At 65.8% G+C, this 18,665-nt stretch carries 15 protein-coding genes and 1 pseudogene; 3 read left to right on the top strand and 13 right to left on the bottom strand.

All coding sequences use genetic code 11. The features are described 5' to 3' along the window. The first annotated feature begins 212 nt into the window (after positions 1 to 212). From DIZ27_RS31180 to DIZ27_RS31170, 3 genes are all read left to right on the top strand, one after another. Positions 213 to 1,682 carry a UvrD-helicase domain-containing protein gene (locus tag DIZ27_RS31180; RefSeq protein WP_109381772.1) on the top strand — a complete coding sequence of 490 codons (1,470 nt, stop codon included), beginning with the start codon at positions 213 to 215 and terminating at the stop codon, positions 1,680 to 1,682. Between the two features lie 345 nt (positions 1,683 to 2,027). Next, on the top strand, positions 2,028 to 5,657 hold the full coding sequence (locus DIZ27_RS31175; RefSeq protein WP_109381771.1) for an NACHT domain-containing NTPase: 3,630 nt from the start codon (positions 2,028 to 2,030) through the stop codon (positions 5,655 to 5,657). Between the two features lie 391 nt (positions 5,658 to 6,048). Further along, positions 6,049 to 6,891 (top strand): ImmA/IrrE family metallo-endopeptidase, encoded by an 843-nt coding sequence (locus DIZ27_RS31170; protein WP_109381770.1) that lies wholly within the window; start codon positions 6,049 to 6,051, stop codon positions 6,889 to 6,891. A gap of 329 nt (positions 6,892 to 7,220) precedes the next feature. On the opposite strand, the gene DIZ27_RS45265 is transcribed toward DIZ27_RS31170, so the two are convergent. The 13 genes and pseudogenes from DIZ27_RS45265 to lepB (DIZ27_RS31110) all read right to left on the bottom strand — a co-directional run bounded on the left by DIZ27_RS45265 (position 7,221) and on the right by lepB (DIZ27_RS31110) (position 18,651). Beyond that, a complete protein-coding gene (locus DIZ27_RS45265) occupies positions 7,221 to 8,429 on the bottom strand; it encodes a hypothetical protein (protein ID WP_146229020.1) in 1,209 nt (402 codons plus the stop codon). After that, entirely contained in the window at positions 8,426 to 8,965 is a 540-nt protein-coding gene (locus tag DIZ27_RS31165; protein ID WP_146229019.1) for a DUF4365 domain-containing protein, read from the bottom strand. Before DIZ27_RS31165 ends, DIZ27_RS45265 begins: the two co-directional genes overlap by 4 nt. A gap of 736 nt (positions 8,966 to 9,701) precedes the next feature. Then, the gene (locus tag DIZ27_RS31160; protein ID WP_181383764.1) at positions 9,702 to 11,561 is read right to left on the bottom strand and encodes a hypothetical protein; all 1,860 of its coding nucleotides are present in this window, start codon (positions 11,559 to 11,561) and stop codon (positions 9,702 to 9,704) included. Continuing rightward, positions 11,554 to 12,027 carry an ABC-three component system middle component 2 gene (locus DIZ27_RS31155; protein ID WP_067004979.1) on the bottom strand — a complete coding sequence of 158 codons (474 nt, stop codon included), beginning with the start codon at positions 12,025 to 12,027 and terminating at the stop codon, positions 11,554 to 11,556. The genes DIZ27_RS31160 and DIZ27_RS31155 overlap by 8 nt, the downstream gene beginning before the upstream one ends. Further along, a complete protein-coding gene (locus tag DIZ27_RS31150; protein ID WP_109381768.1) occupies positions 12,024 to 13,094 on the bottom strand; it encodes an ABC-three component system protein in 1,071 nt (356 codons plus the stop codon). The genes DIZ27_RS31155 and DIZ27_RS31150 overlap by 4 nt, the downstream gene beginning before the upstream one ends. Positions 13,095 to 13,550: 456 nt before the next feature. After that, a pseudogene (locus DIZ27_RS31145) lies at positions 13,551 to 13,712 on the bottom strand (magnesium chelatase domain-containing protein); the annotation flags it as partial. 1 nt (position 13,713) lies between these two features. After that, positions 13,714 to 14,115, bottom strand: coding sequence for a YraN family protein (locus DIZ27_RS31140; protein ID WP_109381767.1), 402 nt, complete (start codon positions 14,113 to 14,115; stop codon positions 13,714 to 13,716). A 78-nt stretch (positions 14,116 to 14,193) separates the two neighbouring features. Beyond that, positions 14,194 to 14,502 carry a DUF2469 domain-containing protein gene (locus DIZ27_RS31135; protein ID WP_109381766.1) on the bottom strand — a complete coding sequence of 103 codons (309 nt, stop codon included), beginning with the start codon at positions 14,500 to 14,502 and terminating at the stop codon, positions 14,194 to 14,196. Positions 14,503 to 14,607: 105 nt separating this feature from the next. Beyond that, on the bottom strand, positions 14,608 to 15,132 hold the full coding sequence (locus tag DIZ27_RS31130) for an NUDIX hydrolase (protein ID WP_109381765.1): 525 nt from the start codon (positions 15,130 to 15,132) through the stop codon (positions 14,608 to 14,610). Further along, positions 15,122 to 15,901, bottom strand: a complete 780-nt coding sequence (gene lepB / locus DIZ27_RS31125) for a signal peptidase I (RefSeq protein ID WP_109381795.1) — start codon at positions 15,899 to 15,901, stop codon at positions 15,122 to 15,124. Before lepB (DIZ27_RS31125) ends, DIZ27_RS31130 begins: the two co-directional genes overlap by 11 nt. A 54-nt stretch (positions 15,902 to 15,955) precedes the next feature. Then, the gene (gene lepB, locus DIZ27_RS31120; RefSeq protein WP_109381764.1) at positions 15,956 to 16,936 is read right to left on the bottom strand and encodes a signal peptidase I; all 981 of its coding nucleotides are present in this window, start codon (positions 16,934 to 16,936) and stop codon (positions 15,956 to 15,958) included. Then, complete coding sequence (lepB, locus tag DIZ27_RS31115) at positions 16,824 to 17,918, bottom strand: signal peptidase I (RefSeq protein WP_109381763.1); 1,095 nt, start codon at positions 17,916 to 17,918, stop codon at positions 16,824 to 16,826. Before lepB (DIZ27_RS31115) ends, lepB (DIZ27_RS31120) begins: the two co-directional genes overlap by 113 nt. Further along, positions 17,911 to 18,651 (bottom strand): signal peptidase I, encoded by a 741-nt coding sequence (gene lepB, locus DIZ27_RS31110; RefSeq protein WP_109381762.1) that lies wholly within the window; start codon positions 18,649 to 18,651, stop codon positions 17,911 to 17,913. Before lepB (DIZ27_RS31110) ends, lepB (DIZ27_RS31115) begins: the two co-directional genes overlap by 8 nt. Positions 18,652 to 18,665 lie beyond the last annotated feature (14 nt).

Below are 18,665 nucleotides of genomic sequence, written 5' to 3'. Positions count from 1 at the left end.
CACCCAAACGTGGTGGCACTCTCGTACGTGCGTCTTGGATTTGCACTCTTGTCGCCTTCTTGTCACCACATCGGGCGGACCGGGCGGCGCGTACGTAAGACACGGGCGGATGCGTTGGCACTTTTTACTCCGGCACCTGCCCAGGGTGCGGCCCTTTCCCTGCGCCCACGTGTCTGTGGCGCAGGCTTCGAGCTTCCGGAGAGATCTGTTCCATGCCCTTTTCCCCGACCGACGAACAGGCCGCCGCCCTGGAGGCGTTCCGCAGCGGTGACCATCTCGCCATCCAGGCAGGCGCGGGCACAGGCAAGACGTCCACGCTCGTTTTCCTCACGGAACAGATGCCGCTGCGGCGTGGGCAATACCTCGCCTTCAACCGGGCCATCGCCCTGGACGCCGCCGCTCGCTTTCCTTCGGCGGTCCAGTGCAAGACGGCCCACTCGCTGGCCTACGCCGCGCTCGGCCACCGCTTCCGCGGCCGCCTGAATGCTCCTAGGCGGCCTGGCTGGCAGATCGGGCAGGACCTCGGCCTTAACGCCCCGGCCGACATCGGCCGGGCGGGGCTGATGCCGGCCACGCTGTCCAACGCCACGCTGCGGACGGTGACTCGCTTTTGCCAGTCGGCCGACATGCAACTGGGCCACCATCACGTCCCGCGCCTGCGAGGCTTGGACGATGAGGAGTATGCGGAACTGGCCGACCTGATCTTGCCGTACGCGACGAAGGCGTGGGCTGATCTGCAGGACCCCTACAGCGGCGCAGTCCGTTTCGAGCACGACCATTACCTGAAGATGTGGGCCCTGACCGAGCCGGTCCTGCACGGCGACTGCCTCCTGCTGGACGAGGCCCAGGACACCAACCCGGTTCTCGAGCAGATCGTCTTGGCCCAGCAGGAGCGCACTCAGATCGTCATGGTCGGTGACTCGGCACAGGCCATCTACGGCTGGCGCGGCGCCCGGGATGTGATGGCACGGTTCACCGGCCATCACCTCACGCTTACCCGCTCCTTCCGCTTCGGTCCCGCGCTCGCCACGGAGGCCAACCGCTGGCTCACACTCAGCAACGCCTCCATCCGGCTGACCGGGACACCCGACATTCGCACCACGATCGGATCCCGTGCCGGGCACTCGGATGCGGTCCTGTGCCGTACCAACATCGGCGCGATGACCGAGGTCCTTGCGCTCATCGCCGCTGGCATCGCAACGGCGCTGGTAGGCGGCGGTGACTCGCTGCGCGCCCTGGCATGGGCCGCCCGCGATCTCATCCAGGGACGCCGCGCCCAGCACCCCGAACTCGTGCTGTTCACCACCTGGACGGCGCTGCGCGACTACGCCGAGCACGACCCCGCCGGCAGCGATCTGCAGCCCTTCGCCAACCTCGTCGACGAGCACGGGCCCGAGGCCATCCTGCAGGCCGTCGACCGACTCGTTCCCGAAGACGCGGCCGAGGTCACCGTCTCCACCGCTCACAAGGCCAAGGGCCGGGAATGGGCCCGGGTGCGCATCGCACCCGACTTCACGCCGCCCGCCGACACCGACGAGGTCGACACCCAGGGCCGCCCCGTTCCCCAGCCCGTCGATGAGGCAGAAGCCCGCCTGGCGTACGTCGCCGTCACCCGGGCCCGCCACCACCTGGACCCCATCGGCCTGGCCTGGATCAACCAGCATCCAGACAACCCGGCCTGACCCCGAACGCCCCGGCCCGCCGCAGCGAGCCCTGGCGCAACGTCCAAAGGACCGAGCGTCGCTCAGTCGTCCCATTGCGGAAATGTGCTGGTCAACGACTGATGCCGAAGACAAGCCGCACCGTCACAGGGACGTAGCGAGGGCCTGACAGGACCAACGGGACCGATACCGAGTCTTCTACTTCCAGCACTGTGGGCCCTCTGAAAGTTGTCAGGTGTCTCACACCAGCCTACGAAGGGGGACTGACAGCGGGCCGTCCGTGCGCAAGAGCTGAGGCCCTGACTGTGTCAGTGTCGTCACCTAGGGTGGATGTGCTGATCGGGGCCGTGGAACGAGGGTGGGCGTATGAGTGGGGTAGTGCAGGCTGACGGACGCTACCTGTACGAGCGGCTCAATGAGAAGACGTTTCAGCGGTTGTGCAACGCGCTGCTGGCTCACAGCTTCTCCGAGACGCGCTGTTACCCGGTCGGGCACTCCGACGGGGGGCGTGATGCCACACGTGAGGTGGACGGGCAGTTGGTCGTCTACCAGGTGAAGTGGACCAGCAAGGCGCAGCAGAAGCCGGCGACCTGGCTGAACGAAGCGATTGCAGGCGAGGCCGAGAACATTCGTCGGCTCGTCAGGGAAGGTGCTAAGGCCTACTACCTACTGACCTCGGTCACCGGGACGGCCGTGCCGAAGCGCGGATCGATGGACAAGCTGGACCATCACCTCGCCAAGCATGAAAAAGATTTCGGTATTCCCATCCACATCTGGTGGCGCGCGGACATCGACGCGCGCGTGGATGCGGCGCCTGATGCGCTCAAGTGGGCTTACTCCGACATGCTGGCCGGCCATGACCTGGTCCGCTATCTCATCCATGGCGCGGAAGCGCAGGCGCACGACCATGCGCTTCGCAAGCTCGCCATGAACGTGATCGCCACGCAGTGGGATGACGACGCGAAGGTGAAGTTCAAGCAGGTAGAACTCACCTCACACCGCCTGGAAGACCTCTTCATCGATGTCGAAGCCGTCCGTATGGCGGTGCCCAACAACATCGTGGACCGTACGTCCGTGCAGTCCGAGAGCGTCCGCTTGGGCGGGGCCGCGAGCTACCTGATGAGCGCCCATCGGCCTTTCACGCTGATCAGAGGTGAGCCCGGGCAGGGCAAGTCCACTCTCGGGCAGTACGTGTGCCAGCTTCACCGTGCCGCCTACCTTGGAGAACCGATCCCGGCCGATGCCCCGGCAGCCGATGAGCCAGTCAGGGACCCGCGTCTGCCTCTGCGGGTGGATCTGCACGACTACGCAGCCTGGCTTGCGGGGGTCGATCCCTTCGACGCTGCCGTCCAGAAGCCTCGTGCAACGCTGCGCCGGCAGGGGTCCCTGGAGGAGTTCCTCGCACACGTGCTCACGGTTCACAGCGGTGGCCTGTCGGCGACGGCGGTTGAGGTCGCCGGCATCCTTGAGCGTCTGCCCGTACTGATCGTCCTGGACGGTCTGGACGAAGTCGCACGGGCACAGACCCGTGAGCGTGTCGTTGAGGAGATCGACCGGTTCACCGCCCGGCTCCGTACCGCCTTCGACGCGCAGGTGATCGTTACCACCCGTCCCAATGTCGGGAGCCTGGCCGAGCCCACTCCAGACCGTTTCGAAGCGATCGCCCTGGATCGGCTCAGCGACAGCTTGCGCACCACCTACCTGCACAAATGGGTGAAGGCAAGGTCCGTCCCGGAGAAGGAACACCGCAACCTGGAACGCATCTTCCACCAGCGCTCGGCCGAACCGCACATCGCTCAGCTCGCCAACAACCCCATGCAGCTGACGATCCTGCTCTCCCTGATGTACAAGCGTGACAACTCGGTCCCCGCCAACCGAACCGACCTGTACACCTCCTACATGGAGACGTTCCTCGACCGGGAAGCCGCAAAGACCCCGGCGGTGAACGAGCACCGCACCGATCTTGAGGAAGTGACCGCTTTCCTCGGGTGGCGGCTGCAGGCCGATGCGGAGAAGGAAAGCAGCAATGGTCAGCTGCCCATCCGGGAGCTGCAGCGCCTGATTCTGAACTACCTCTACAGCGTGGACAAGAACGTCGGCCTCGTCGACGACCTCTTCACCAACATCACCGACCGCGTGTGGGCACTGGCGAGCAAGACGCAAGGAACCTTCGAGTTCGACGTCCAGCCTCTGCGTGAGTACTTCGCGGCGCGCTACATGTACGAGTTCGCTGGTGCTGATGACCGCACCTTCGACCGCTCAGAGATCCTGCGCCACCTCGTTCGCCGCAGCTACTGGCTGAACACCAGCCGCTTCTTCGCCGGCTTCGCCCGGCCCAACGAGCTCGCCGGTCTGGTGGAAGCACTGGAAGAAGAGCGCGACGAAGGTACCCGACCGAGACAGCTACGGCTGTCTGCCTGGGTACTCCTGGCCGACGGGGTCTTCAGCGGCCGATCCAAGACCCAGAACCGAGCCGCGGACATGTTCCTGGACGACCTCAGCGTCCGCTTCATCCACGAGGTCCTAGCAGAACACGACGATCTCCCCGTGCCCACGCTCGACCGCGGCGCGAAATACCTTGCTGACAAGCTCCTCGACCTCGTCAGCGAGGTCCCCGCCTCGCAAGCCACCTCGGAGCGGTTGGACCTCGCCACCTATCTCCTTGACGACGCAGATGCCTTCTACGACTGGTGGCATCCCCACATGCAGCGCGCCATAGGCAGCGACTGCGAGACCGGATGGCTGCGAATCGGCACTGCCTTTCACAGCGCCAGCCGACTCACACCACAAGAGACCACCACTCTTGCTCTTACCGATGACAACGCGGCTGCCGCGGCCCTGAACGCCGGCCTGACACCCGCTCCAGGATCCCAGCCCGAACATCGCATGGTCCAGGCCGTGCTTAACGGGCATGCAAGCGATCTGCCGTGTTCTGCTCCCACCTTCGCCGCAAGCTTGATGCGGGTGCTTCGGCCGCAGAACTTCCTCAGAATGGCGGACAGTACTGTTGACCAAATGCTTGCGATCGTTGGCCATCTGGCCCCTGACATTGACGCCCAGCAGCGCCAAAGGGGATTCAGGCGTGTCAAGGACCGCGATCCGCGCTTCGCTGACCTGCAGACTGCATCGAAATTCCATAAAGGCCAGAGTCACACCACCTCTCCCTGGAGCAATACCGCACGCGTCCTCACCTCTCTCCTCGGCCCCTCATGGCTGGCGGCAGAAATCACGGTGATCGGCGCAGCGGCAACCAACTACATCACGGGCGGGGATCTCACCCCCGGCTCGCAACCACTGGGGCCAGCCCTCGACCACGGCCGTCTTCTGGCCGAACTCCGACGCAACCGCACCGACGTCTCCTGGTGGAGCGAACAACACAACGCCCACCCCGACCCGCTCTCGCGTGCCACATGGCTGCTCGGCCTGCTCGCGGTCGCAGAGGAACACGTGGTCAACCAGCACCTGCCCCTCATGAACGCGACCCTCAACGCTCTGCCCGAGAACATGCGACAAGCTCTACTCATGAGTTCTAGTCGGATAGGTCTCACAATCGCCCGGCCCTTGAGCCATGACACGTTGCTGGCAGCGGCCTCCCTCTCCCCGGCTATGGCACTCGCCGTAGCCCACTACGCGTGCCAGCGCGATCGGGTGCTATCCGCGGGGCGGGATATTCCTGGCCTCTCCACTGAGACTCTGACAGCTATGGCTCCGTTCTCCGCCGCAGCCTGGCCAGTACACATGGTGCTCATGGAACGCATGCGCCATGCGCGTCACGCCTTCGACTTCACTCTGCTCAAGACGCTCAAAGCGCTTGGCCCGAAGAGCCAAATTCCCGCTGTCACGGTCCGCTTTCCTCCAGAGGCCGCTGCCGTCATCCTCGGCTCTCCATTCGATTACCCAATGTCGGCCGTACACGCAGCAGCCATGTCCGGCGAACGTGCTGCCACGATGTATCTCGCTGATGTGGCTACTCAGGCAAGCTGGTTTCCAGTCTGACGACCCATGTCTGGGCAACGGCGCCGCACCTGAGAAGCTGCGGCGCCGTTGTTGTCGGCGGCGGTGACTCGCTGCGCGCCCTGGCACGGGCCGCCCGCGACCTCATCCAGGGACGCCGCACCCATCGCGCCCAACGTGTTCTGTACCGTCAGATGGCCACGGATCAAGTCGGGCAGCAGGTGAGCCCCGACTTGCATACGAGCCCACGGACTACCCCGTAGCACCTGGTCATCAATTGCGGGACAACCCGGGACCGGGTAGCCCCGCCACGCCTTTGGGCCACGCGACGCCCCGGGTCAACGTCCACCAGCGCCTGCATGGTCGCCCGGTATGATTACTGCAACTGACCAGGCTACAGTCAGAATTAGTGAGTCCTTAAGGATCCTTGAAGATGACTGCCCTCGTGCGAGAGCGCGCCTTGAGTGCGGCAACAATAGCCATCGAGTTGAACTCATGGCTCGAGACCTTGTTCGAGTTACCCCACCCATGCCTACCGTCATGTTCTCACCTTGAAGCGGAAGCAGCAGCGCAGCAGGTGCGTGCCGCATGGGCGTTGGGACAGGATCCGATCCCAAACGTTATTCACCTCATAGAGTCCTACGGCGTAAGAGTGTTTTCCCTGCCATCGGATTGTCTCGAAGTTGGGGCGTTTTCGACGATAGCCGGGGAAACGCCTTTCATCTTCCTAGCTTCCCGCGAATCAGGCGAGCGCCTCAGATTCGACGCGGCTCACGAACTCGGCCACCTCATTTTACATGACAGCGTCCCTCGCAGCCGCGATCCGGAGATCGAGGCCGACGATTTCGCCTCTGCCTTCTTGATGCCGCACTCTGGGCTATTGGCACAGCGTCTAAAAAATGCACCAATCGATCGAATCTTGAGCGCGAAACGAAGATGGGGAGTTTCTGCTATAGATTTGACCCGTCGCCTCCGCAGGCTTGATCTCCTCCCGGGGAGACGCTACAACCAGGCCGTAAATGAATTGACGCGTCGCGGCTATCGTAGAACGGAACCAGACTCCCTACTCGCGCGGGAGAGCAGTCTCCTCCTCACTTACATTTTCAAAGAATTGCGCAACGGCCTCGAAATGTCGCCCGCGGACTTGGCTACCGAGTTGAATGTTCACCCAACGATGCTTAGCGAATGCGTCAACGGTCTCGTGCCCCTCGGACTTGATGGCGGCGGCGAGCACTCGGCATCCCTGCGGCCTAAATTCTCGCCCGTCCGAGATTGAATGGCGCAGTTAACGGCCGCCGCAAGTTCGAATCGTGCACTTGCGAGGAGTTCCGCGACCTCGTTCCGGCCAAGTCCGCTGTTGGGTTTTAGAGGCAAGTGAAGGGTGAGTCCTGTCGGTGCTTGTCACTTGCGATGAACGGTGTAGGTCCCTGATCAGACAGGGGGCAGGAGGGCAACCGGGACTGGCTCGCGCTGAGCTTACCGGTCCCCCTGCATGTGACTACGCTGCCGGATCCCCGCGCAGCCGGCTGGGACGACTTCTGCGGATCGTCCGCATCCTCGATTGCAAGGCATCCCGAGGCTCGACAAGCCTGTAGCCACTAGCTCCTAGTTACTTTTTTCGTCAAACTCGCTAGGCAACTGAAGTCGCAGGGAGTCTGAGGGGAAAACGATGCGAGTGTAGTGTTCCTCACCATTGCGAGAGAGCGTCCCCTCAACGACAACGGGAATTCGCGATTTACGAGCTTCCAGAGCACGATCGAATTGCCCCTCATTCACCGGAACGCGGATATCGCGAAGGCTTTCGCCCTCACTCACCCTAATCACAATGAAGTGTGAGCTTTCACGGCCCTCACTCCATCTATCGTCAATACCAAGAGCGACGATAGGCCCTCGGGCCGTGATGGTATTCGAAGATTCGGATTCCCTTCGCTCCGCAGCGGATTCTACTGACATAGCGGTTGCGGTTTCGCGGATATGTCTGCCTCTTGGAGGTGATTCGAGCATATCGGCATCGAACCCAATTGGACGGCGTGGGACTTCGGGCGGAGCTGGGCGCGCCGAAGCCCAGAGAAAGGAGATATCGAATGACGTGGATCCTGGAAGTTTCGATAGCTTCTCTACCGTATTCAGAAGCGCCAATTCGAACTTCCGATTCTCTTGCCCCGCATCCATCGCCTCGCCGTTCAGTATCGAGCGTGCTCCACGGAGGCCGCTTGCAAGATTCTCCATCACCTCTCTACTAAACGAACCGATTTCCCCATCCGTGGGGTTCGCTACAGAGAAAATGGGGAATACGAAGCTACCCGGCTTCGTATGGCCGAGGAGGACGTAATCACGCATGAAGGAGTTAACAACCTTCCCCTTGGGGCCGGAGAAGGATCGCTTTGGGTTTGCCGTGTACAGAGCAGAGAGTTCGACCAGCTTGAGTCCAGCTTCGAGGACTCCCTTAGCTTCAAATAGGCCAATGGAGTCACTTCTTTCCTGACTCAGAACGCGCACCAACACAGCATCCCAGTCGCGGTTAATCAAGCGCTCTCTAATACCGGCAGCATTGCACCCATAGAAATCCGCAAGTTCAACTAGAAATTCAACGAGGCGTCGCTCGAAGTTGCGGATTTCATAGCTCAACGGTAGAAGGTATGTATACCGTTCACCCTGGGGGTCGCTGTGGGAGCGAGGTTCCTCCCAGTATTCCAGAAGCCCCTCTCGCCGCTCCACGAGAGTCCACCCCTCAGAGGCGAGGTAGTCGGAAATCCTCAGCGGTTCGAGCGATGGGATTAGCGCGTAAAATGCGCTGGTGTCGATATCCTTCATCGCCCACCTCCATCGCTCAGGGTCTTCATTAGGCTGCTGATGTATGCGGTGGTGAACGCATCTTCCAGAGGAAGGAGCACTGTCCCGCTACGCTGATTCGGCGCCAATGGAGGCCACGTGTCGGGGTCTGACCAGAGCATGATGCCATCGAGCCGCATGCTGTTCGATTCAGTTTCGAACTGGGGCACCTGCGCATCGGGAGGGAGGATCAACACCACGAGCCTCATGGGAACGGGTCCCGGGGTGCGCAGTTCGTTGTACTGATCGGCGGGAAGACTGATCGCGAAGTCACCGTTACGGAGTTCTCGCACGGTGTAACGGCTACTGCTGGCCTTGAGCTGTACGTCGAATCTACATCGCCGCACTTGTCGCGGTCCTGATGCCACGACAGTCACGTCAAGGCAGTCGTAGTCGACTTGCGGATCGCTCAGGTAGCAGCCGGCGCCGTTAGCGAGCAGTGCGAGCGCGTGATAGCTGGCTCGCTCCTTGTGAGCGTCAGCAGTCATGCCCGCGCGGCGGAAGGCTTCTTCGCTCACCCTCGGATACCCGCCCCCGCATCGCCCCAGCGTGCCCACGTCGCTGCGGTCCGCTCACCTAACGGAAGGTAGCCTAGCGGAGCATGCCAACGTTGAGAGGCGAAACAACTGAACCTCGAGCCCCCTGTGCAGCGCCGCTTGCCAGGCGTGCCCATAGCGACATCTGCGCTCCGCGATTCCGTGCGCTCTGTCGCTGGGGCCAAGGGGGCCCACGCCCAACTTGGCCCCAAGGCGCCGTCAGAGACTGCCTCGGCCTGCGGGGTCACCCCTCTCTCCTGCCTGGGGCCCTGCCGCCTCAGTAGCGGGGCATTGCGCAACTTCTGATATCCGCCTCTACCAATACAGGGGGCCGCAGGCCTGGGTCGCTACTTGTCCTTCATAGACCACCTGCTTGTTGCCTGCCGCATGCCCTCAGGATCCCCCGCAAGCGAGAGGGAACATGCAGCATCGCCGAGGGGGCGCGTCGGCCGTTGGTGAGGTCGCCCATCCCCGCAGCAACGGAGGCGTGGACGTTCGAACCGCGGGGCGACGGCCTGAGGTCCGATGCCTGAGAGGCCCCGGCCCCAGGGCCTCTACCGTGAGCGTGCCGCTCGGTGGTTGCCCGTTGTTCTCCGTGCGTGGTGGTCGGCAGAAAGCCCGTAACGGCTTCGCGGCGCTGAGGGCACCTGGTATGCCGCCGTTCCACCTCGGGGCCAGCCGGTTACCACGATATCGGCATGCCGGGCCATCCGGCGCTTCACTCCCTGCGGGTTCGGTGCGTCTCAGGTCCGGTTGGCGTGCTGGGACGCGCAGGGAAGAAGCCGGGGCGGGCTCCGCTGCCGCTGAAAGTAACGATCCGTGCATGCTCGAGGACGTCTGGGGGCGGCGTCGCGTTCTCAACGACGATGGCCTGGCCGGGGAAGGCCAGGAACGAGCGGTAGAAATGGTCGATCACGTTCGGGGGGATGCGGTCGGCGTCAAAGTCCGGCTCTTTGTACGTCACCAGGGGCGAGTCCAGGACGAGGAAGCCGAGATGCGGGAGTCTGCGGTCCAGGCAGTAGCGGGCCAGGGCAATGGAGAATGCGGCGTGCAGCAGAGCGCGCATGCCCCGGCCGTGGCCGGCGCGCGCTGTTCCGCCGGCACTGACGTCCCCGCTGTAGGGATCGTAGCTGGCGCCTTCCACGTCGGGGATCCGCCAGGAATCCAGGGTGCGTTGGAAGATACCGTCGAACGACGACAGGACTCTGCCCGCAATCAGGGATTCCCGCCGCTTGGACGGCAGGGCGCCTTGGGCCACCAGCTGGGAGCGGTGCTCTTCCAGTTCATCGAGCCGGGCCCGCAGTTCCAGGTCGCGTTCGACACGCAGTCGCTCGTTGACAGTGTCCTCCAGCCCCTCGCGGAGAGGGGCCAGTCGGACTTCGATCTGCGCCAGGGCCCGGTCGGCCTCGGCCGCCTGCGCGCTCAGGGCGGTGCGGCGTTCGGTCAGCTCGTCGCGCTGGCCCTCCAGCCCCTCAATGGTCAGCCGGAGGTCGGCGAGAAGAGAGTGCGTCTTGGCGGACTCGACGAGCACGGCCTCGTGCAGCTGGGTGGTCTCCTGATGGCCGTGCTGGGCCGCCTGCTGGTGTTCGGGGTCCGCCCCGCAGAAGACGCAGCGGCCGACCTGGAAGTAGCCCAGCAGATTGCCCGCCTCGCTGACCATCTCCAGACGAGCGAGGTCTGTTTCGTACTGCTGACGCAGGGTGTCGAATCGCCCCAGCAGGTCGAGTACCTCACCCAGGCGTGCCTCCAGCTCGGCGTCCGTCTCGGCCAGGTGTGCACGGGCGGCGACGGCGCGGGCCTGCTGCTCGGACTCGCCAGCCAGCGAGCGGGCCATGTCGTTGAGGCTGTCCTCTAACCGGGCTAGCTGATCTCGCAGCTCGTCGGGGGTCTGGTCGCGGGAGAGTTTGGCGTGCAGGTCCAGTGCCAGCGAATCGATCAGATTGATCTTGCCCCGCTGAACGCGCCGTTGAGCAGCATTGGGGAGTTTGGTCGCCGGGGGCTCGTCCTCTCCGGTCAGCATCAGTTTCATGACCGAGCGTGCGGTGGTCCTGGCCGCGGTGCCGCGGGTGCGCTGCGAGGGCGGATTCGGATCGATCATGCGGGTGTCGGTGACCACGCTGAGGTGGGTCAGGTCGGCAAGTTTGAGCAGTTCGGTGTTGCCGCCCTCGTTGGTGCGAACGTAGGTGTCGTCCAGTCCCAGTTTGCTGAGCAGGTAGTGCGAGATGTCACGGCGGCTGCGGATCCTGCGGGCCGAAACGATCGCGTCGGGGGTGGCGTGGGACAGCTCCCTCAGGTCGTCCTGGTGTACGTGAATGCTCTTGCCGCCGGGCTTGCGGACCAGGGTGAGAGGCCTGCCGTCGGGAAGCAGCAGGCCGAGCAGGATCTGTCCGTATCCTTCGGCGCGCGGGATCGAGGGACGGACATGACCGCCGAGCATGTAATCGATGGAGTCGACCAGGAAGGTCTTGCCCGTGTTGGAGGAGCCGTAGATCACCGTGAACTTGGGGTCGAACTCCACGCTGGCCGTCGGCAGGCCCGCACCGGCGTACGTCAGATGGGTCAGGGTGAAGTCAGCCACGGCCGACCCCCAGGTGCTGCATGTCGGTGGTGAATTCGTTGTGCCAGCGGGTCGTGATGTCGCGTGTGGCCGCCACCGCGTCCGTGGTCGAGGCGAACTGCTCCACGGCCCACTGCGCGCGCTGACGCAGTTCGCCGACGTACGGGGCCTCCAGGATGCCGACGAACCCCGAGCCGCGTGGGGTCACCTGGTAGACGATCCCGCCCTCGGTCGCCTCGACCGTGGCCAGGCCGGCGCGCAGCAGCACCTCCAGCCCTTCCTGCATCATCTGCCGCTTCATGCCGAGCTCGCCCGGCTGGGCGGGCAGGCGGGGATGGAGGCTGGGCGGACCGTCGAACTGGCTGCTGTGCAGCATGGCGTGGTCCAGGACTACCAACCAGGAGAGGTCCAGTGGATGAGGATGGCTGCGGGCCAGCAGGACCAATGTACGCATCCCCACTTCGACCGGACTGTTGAGCGGGTTCATCGGCAACCTCCTTTGCACCAGTGCAGCTTGTCGACGTTCGCCAGCTGGTGGCACATACCCTGACGCTGGCTGTTGCGGAACAGGTGCAGCAGGGGCGACCCGGTGAGGGTCATCTGCCCGGAAGCTTTGAGGACCTGCTGGAGGCGATCCCACCCCGAGGGGTAGTCGATGGCGGCCACCTCGATCAGGTTGGTCAGCACGTCGTCCTGTAGCTCCTCGTAGGTGTCCCCCGCGATGCTCTCTCGTGCATACATGCGTAGGGCCTCCGCGTCGAAGAACGCCACTCGCTGCCGCCCAAGATGCTCTCCCGAATCGGGGTGCTCGAAGGCGTGCTGCACGGTGGCAAGGTCCTCGCCGAACCTCTCCTGGTAAACGTCCAGGAGTTGCTGGAGGTAGCGCGCTTCGTTGACCTGGGGCTCGGGAGGGGGAAGGAGTTTGCGGGGCTTGCCGGTGGGCGGCAGGTTGAAGCGGGAGGCGAACAGCGGCGACTTGCTGTAGACCTCCAGGACCTCGTCCAGGTTCACGGTCCAGAACATCGAGAAGTCCGTGCTCTCCGCCAACGCCCGTGCGGCCGCCCGGGTCTGTGGGGACAACGCTGCGACCGGCTTGGTCCGCCCGTCCAGGTACGTGAGAAACCGGTCCTTCAGCGCGGCCGGGGTCAGCACCATGTCCTTGAGCCGGGGATGGATCCTAGGTGCCACGAAGATGTACCGGGCGGGGAGCGTCCGGCTCGTCTCCAGCGTCGCCACGAACGGTTTGATCATCTCGGGCAGCGCGTCGTCGAGCGTGAGGTCGTCGGTGTAGTGCTTGCACTGGTAGCAGTGCCAGACACCGTTCAGCCGCTGCTCGCTCATGAAAGCGACGACGTCGGCGCCGCGGTCGTTAGTCCCGCCCAGGACTTCCACGCCGAGGTAGCCGAACTCGCCCCTGCGCATGCGGACCCACTCGCAGGTGAACTGCTCCCACTGTTCCGGCGTCCAGTAGAAGACCTGCTGCAGGGGTGTCCGGGTGTCGAACTGGTTGTGCGGCACGACCGACGGCGGCGGCACATACTGCGACACGGACACACCGTCCGCGCTCCTCTGGCCACCGCCCTGCGGTAATGCGTCCACTCCTACCCCCCGGTACGCCGTTTCCCCCAAGTACACGCCGCTCCCCACTTCTACCATCGGAGATCGTCGTTGGACAGGGCGCCTCCACCGGGGCTCGGCAACGGCTCCGATTCGGCCGTCAGCGGCGTACCGATAACGCGAGCCGGTTGGTCGGGTCACCAGGGCGGCCGCGACGGCGCCCGAGCGCGCCTCCTCACACCCTCATAAGCTCATCAGGCCACAACACGGGGCACATGAGCCCCCACGGGCCGCCAGGCGGGCACAGGCCGCTTCGCGTCTACTCTTCAGTGCGTCGGGATGGCTAGCCAAGATGCGCGACCCAAACCACCACCAGCAAGCCACTCACCCCACGACCTCTGGCTTCCCACAGCCGGGGTGCGGGGCTTCTGAACACTTCGACTTGACAGGGAAGACCACGGCGGCCCTGACCCGGTCCCGGCTCTCCGTCAGGCTCTTGTCCGGCAGCCCCACCAGGGTGAACGCCGCCACTCCCGGTTCCAGGTCGGCCTGGACCTCCACGACCACGCCCTCGACGCCCACCAGCGCCACCGAGCAGGTACGGGCGAACCCCATCTCAGGCCACCCCCCGGACGTGCTCGACCCGGGGCGCGCCCCGGGTCGGCAGCAGGACGCCGATCAGGTCGATGCGGACGCCGCCGGGCGGCGCTCCCCCGTGCGCCTGGAGCCAGCGCTGCGCCAGGTCCCGCAGGCGGCTCGCCTTGGCCGGGTCGACGGCCGCCATGGGGTGCTGGAAGGACGCGGTCCTGCGGGTCTTCACCTCGCAGACGACGAGGACGTCCCCGTCCCTGGCCACGATGTCGATCTCGCCGGTTCTGCCGCAGCGCCAGTTGCGCTCCAGGACCGTCATTCCGGCCTGCGCCAGCCGCCGCGCGGCCAGCGCCTCGCCGTACCTGCCGAGTGCGCTGCGTGCCTGCTGGGTGTTCATGTCGGCACCACCTCCGGCACCAACCGTCACGCAGTCGGCTGCCCGAAGTGGATCTTGGTGGACAACCCGACGGTTGTGGACAACTCCGTCACCCGCCGGGGGCTCCTGTCACCCGCCGGGGAGCTCCAGATCGCTCTTGTTGAGCTCCTCGATGTTCACGTCCTTGAACGTGAGGACGCGCACCTTTTTCACGAACCTGGCTGGCCGGTACATGTCCCAGACCCAGGCATCCGCCATGGAAACCTCGAAGAACACCTCGCCCTGGACCGAGTGCACCTGCATCTCGTAGTCATTGGTCAGATAGAAGCGGCGCTCGGTCTCGATCACGTATTTGAACAGACCGACGACGTCGCGGTACTCCCGGTAGAGCTTGAGCTCCATCTCGGTCTCGTACTTCTCGAGGTCCTCGGCGCTCATGGCATGTTCCCCTTCACCCGTGCGATCCCACCATTGTGCGCCAGTCCCAGGGGCCTCCGTTCCCTGAAGCCGGTCTGCCCTGCCGGACAGCTCCGGGACCTTTCGCTAGACGATCTCGGTGTCGAGGGTCACGGGTCCGGCCGGAGGGCCCTCCTCGAGCAGCGTGCGCAGCAGTTCGGCGAGTCTGGTCGGGTACACCGTCTCATGCGCCCGCGCCAGTTCCGGGCACGTCCACCAGCGCGCTCCGGCGACACTGCGCTGCTCCAGTTCGGTCAGCGCCGTGGCTTTGGTGGCCGTCCGGGTGGTGCGGGCGAGGTAGTACCACTCGTCCTGGTCCCAGCGGCGGCCCGCGAACGGGAAGGAGCACTGCCTCCGCCACAGCACGGGTCCCAGCTCCACCTCGGTGATACCCGTCTCCTCCGCGAGCTCCCGCAGCGCGGCCTGCTCCCGGGTCTCGTCGCCCTCCACTCCGCCGCCGGGTGTGAACCACCAGTCGTCGGCCGGGTCGTCCGGTTCATGACCGTGCAGCAGCAGGATGCGGTCCCGCGGGTCGAGCAGCACCACGCGGGCGACCCTGCGCAGCCCGCCGTCGTAGGAGTCCTCGGCCAGGCGGGCCGGCTCAGCGGCCACCGGACGCCCCCACGTCCGCCTTCCGCGCCCGGGAGGCCCCGGCCCGCTCGGCGAGGGGACCGTACGCGGCGCCGCCGAAGATGAGTACCGCGCCGGCGATCACCAGGGCGACGACCGTCCGCAGCGGCCCCGGCGAAGAGAGGGCGCCGAGCTCCTCGAAGCCGGTGGGGGCCCTCAGCATGCCCTCCATCGGCCAGACCACGGCGTCGACCCGGGCCTGGACGGCTTTGCGGGAGACGGTGCCGTTCGCGGCGTCGGTGAGATGGGAGGCGGAGTCCACGGAACCGGCGCGCTCGTCACCGAGCAGGAACAGCCGGCCCTTCGGCACGGTCACTTCCGGGAAGCCGCTGAACCCGGTCACCTCGTCCTCGGAGAGATACGGTTCGTCGATCTTCGTACCGTTGACCTTCAGCCGACCGTCCTCGCAGCAGGAGACGGTGTCGCCGCCGACGGCGACCACCCGCTTGAGGACCGGTACGTTCGCCCAGTTCGTGTCCTCGAAGACCACGACGTCACCGCGGCGGACGTCACCGCTGTCGATGCGCTGGGCCAGCACCCGGTCACCGGCGCTGATCGTCGGCGCCATCGAGGTGGTGGGCACGGTGTACGGCCGGTACACGAGCGCTCCCCAGGCGAACCCGCCGAGGAAGAGCACCATGCCCAGCGCCACGGCCAGTGAGGACAGTCGCTGCCCGGCCCGGCCAGCCGCCGGGCCCCGGCCCGCGCCGCCACCCCGCGAAGCCGTACGCGTCGTGCTCCGACCAGTCATGGACGGCACCCTACCCGGCGGTACCGAGCCGGGTCAGCCCTTCCTCGGCAGCGCTCAGCGCTCGCCGCCACCACCGGCCCTGCGCCGCCACAGCACCAGCGGCACGGCGCCCATCAGCGCGAGCCCCTGGGGCGCCACCGACAGGGCCGCCCCGGCCGACGCCTCGTTGTTCAGCGCGGGCTGGTCGAAGGTGTCCGGGACCTCGAGGTAGTCCCAGCGGTTGACCGGCCAGCCGATGACGACGGCGCGGCCGACGACTTCCTGCACCGGGACCATGCCGTGGTTCTTGTCGGCCTGGTTGTACCGGGAGTCCCGGGAGTTCTGCCGGTGGTCGCCCATGACCCAGATGTGACCCGCGGGCACCTCGACCCTGAACTGGCCGCCCTGGTCGTCCTGGCTGCACGGTGTGTTGCCGGGATAGACGTACGACACCTCGTTCAGGGCGACGCCGTTGACCGTCAGCGGCCCGGTGCCCTTGCACTCGACGACGTCTCCGCCGACCCCGACGACCCGCTTGATCAGGTCCTTCTCCTCCACGGACGGCATCAGGCCGATCCAGCTGAGGACCTTCTGCAGCGCGTTGGCCTCCGGCGTCGGCTCGCCCGCCAGCCAGTTGTCGGGGTCGTGGAAGACCACGACCTCGCCGCGCTCGGGCTCGGAACCGAACCAGGGGGTGAGCTTGTCGACCAGGACGCGGTCACCCTGCTGGAGGGTGTTCTGCATCGAGTCCGACGGGATCGAGAACGCCTGCAGCAGGAATGTCTTGATCAGCAGCGCCAGCACCAGCGCGATACCGACCAGGATGGGCAGTTCCTTCCAGAAGGAGCGCGGCTTCTTCTCCTGACGGGGCGAATCGCCCGACCCCTGGTCCCCGGTCCTCGTCCGGTCGTCCCTCACGCTGCCCTCCTCGACCGCCGGGGAGTCATTCCCGGAGGTCGCGGCGCTGTCCCCGGCCGGGACCTCCGGCTCCGCGGGCCGATCGCGGTGCTCCTCGCCGTCGGCTCCGGATCGTGCGCCAACCGCCACATCCCCCACGCCAGCTCCTCACTCTGTGCCGCCGCCTGCCCCATGCGCGGCGCAGGCCCACCACTCCCATAACGAGCGGGAGTTCCGCAGGGCTCGGGAGCTGAAGCATTCCGTTCGAATGGTTCTGGGCAACCCTATGCGACAGCGGGGCGGCAACGGTCGACCCGCGTGTCGGGTCCGCCACGGACGCATAGGTTTCTGGTTCGTCCAGAGTGCTCCAGTGAGCGAACGGCCAGGCGATGACCATGGCGCGGCCCACCACCTCCTCCTCGGAGACGGTACCGCCGTAGTCGGTGTCCTGGTGGGAACGGGAATCGGCGGAGTTGGACCGGTGGTCGCCCATCACCCACAGGCGCCCCTCGGGCACGGTGACCTCGAACGGCGTCGTGGAGGGGGCGTTGCCCGGGTAGAGGTAGTCGCCCTCCTCCAGGGGTACGCCGTTGACGGTGACCCGGCCCTGTGTGTCACAGCACTTGACCTGGTCGCCGCCGACTCCGACGACCCGCTTGATGAGGTCCTTCTCGTTCTCCGACGGCAGCAGCCCGATGAAGGTGAGCCCGTCCTTGACCTGCTTGACGCCGACCGGGTCGTCCCTCGTGGGAGTGGTCTGCTCGTCCTGCAGCCAGCCGCCGGGGTCCTTGAACACGACGACGTCCCCACGCTGCGGCTTGGAGCCGAACCACGGGGTGAGTTTGTCGACCAGGACGCGGTCGCCGACCTGGATCGTCTGCTCCATGGAGCCGGACGGGATGACGAAGGCCTGGACGAGGAACGTCTTCAGCACCAGCGCTATCACGACGGCGACCCCGATCAGGAGCGGTATCTCCTTGACCGCGCCGCGCCTGCGCCGCCGTTTGACCTTCCGCTGGAGCTTGCGCCGGTCGGCCCGGCTCCGCCCGTCGGCCGCGCTGACCGCGCGGCGAGCGCCGGTGGGCAGCAGGTTCTCCGCGGCGCTCACCGGGACGCCGCGGGGTTTGCCGCGGTTACCCATGGGCCCCCTCCCCGGGGTGCGCCGCGTTCGTCCCCGGTGCCGGCACGCGCGCGTAGGCGTCGGGGCGGTGCAGCCGGGTGGCGCGGTCGAAGGGCGAGACGATCCAGTCGGCGCGGCCGATCACCGCGCTCACCGGGATCATGCCGCCGCCGGGCGATCCGAGATGGTCGCGGGAGTCGCTGGAGTCGCCGCGGTGATCACCGAGGACGAACAGGCGTCCCGCGGGCACGACCACGTCGAAGGGGACGGTGGAGGCGCTCTCGCCGGGGAACAGGAAGCCCGACTCGTCGACCGACCGGCCGTTCACCCGGATCCTCCCCTCCCTGTCGCAGCAGACCACGTGGTCCCCACCCACACCGACAACGCGCTTGATGTAGTCGGTGTCCCCGAAATACCCGGTGCCGTCGAACACAACCACGTCGCCACGTTGCGGCCCGGCTCCGAAACGGTATGCCGACTTCAGTACGAGAACGCGGTCCCCGGCCCTCAACGAGGGCTCCATCGATCCGCTGGGTATCTGGAACGGCCGTGCCACGAACGTGCTGAGCGCGAACAGGAGCAGCAGCACCGACAGCAGGGTCGCGGTGATCCACCCTCCGGGGAGCCCGTCCACGAGACGCGGCACCAACGAGGAACGCGACCGTTCCTCCGGACCCGGGGCCTCCGAGGTCTCCTCGGGTCGGGCCGGGTGGGAGGAGCGGTCGCGCTCCGTCGGCTGTGCTTCGGTGTCCATCGAGGCCAGATGTT

This window comes from Streptomyces sp. NWU339, from assembly GCF_003143855.1.
Classification (GTDB): Bacteria; Actinomycetota; Actinomycetes; order Streptomycetales; family Streptomycetaceae; genus Streptomyces.
This window is presented reverse-complemented; position numbering and strand designations above follow the sequence as displayed.

Coding starts and splice junctions, on each gene's coding strand:
- lepB (WP_109381795.1), bottom strand. CDS start 15,901: ATGACTGGTCGGAGCACGACGCGTACGGCTTCGCGGGGTGGCGGCGCG.
- DIZ27_RS31135 (WP_109381766.1), bottom strand. CDS start 14,502: ATGAGCGCCGAGGACCTCGAGAAGTACGAGACCGAGATGGAGCTCAAG.
- lepB (WP_109381763.1), bottom strand. CDS start 17,918: ATGGGTAACCGCGGCAAACCCCGCGGCGTCCCGGTGAGCGCCGCGGAG.
- DIZ27_RS31155 (WP_067004979.1), bottom strand. CDS start 12,027: ATGAACCCGCTCAACAGTCCGGTCGAAGTGGGGATGCGTACATTGGTC.
- DIZ27_RS31175 (WP_109381771.1), top strand. CDS start 2,028: ATGAGTGGGGTAGTGCAGGCTGACGGACGCTACCTGTACGAGCGGCTC.
- lepB (WP_109381762.1), bottom strand. CDS start 18,651: ATGGACACCGAAGCACAGCCGACGGAGCGCGACCGCTCCTCCCACCCG.
- DIZ27_RS45265 (WP_146229020.1), bottom strand. CDS start 8,429: ATGAAGGATATCGACACCAGCGCATTTTACGCGCTAATCCCATCGCTC.
- DIZ27_RS31180 (WP_109381772.1), top strand. CDS start 213: ATGCCCTTTTCCCCGACCGACGAACAGGCCGCCGCCCTGGAGGCGTTC.
- DIZ27_RS31170 (WP_109381770.1), top strand. CDS start 6,049: ATGACTGCCCTCGTGCGAGAGCGCGCCTTGAGTGCGGCAACAATAGCC.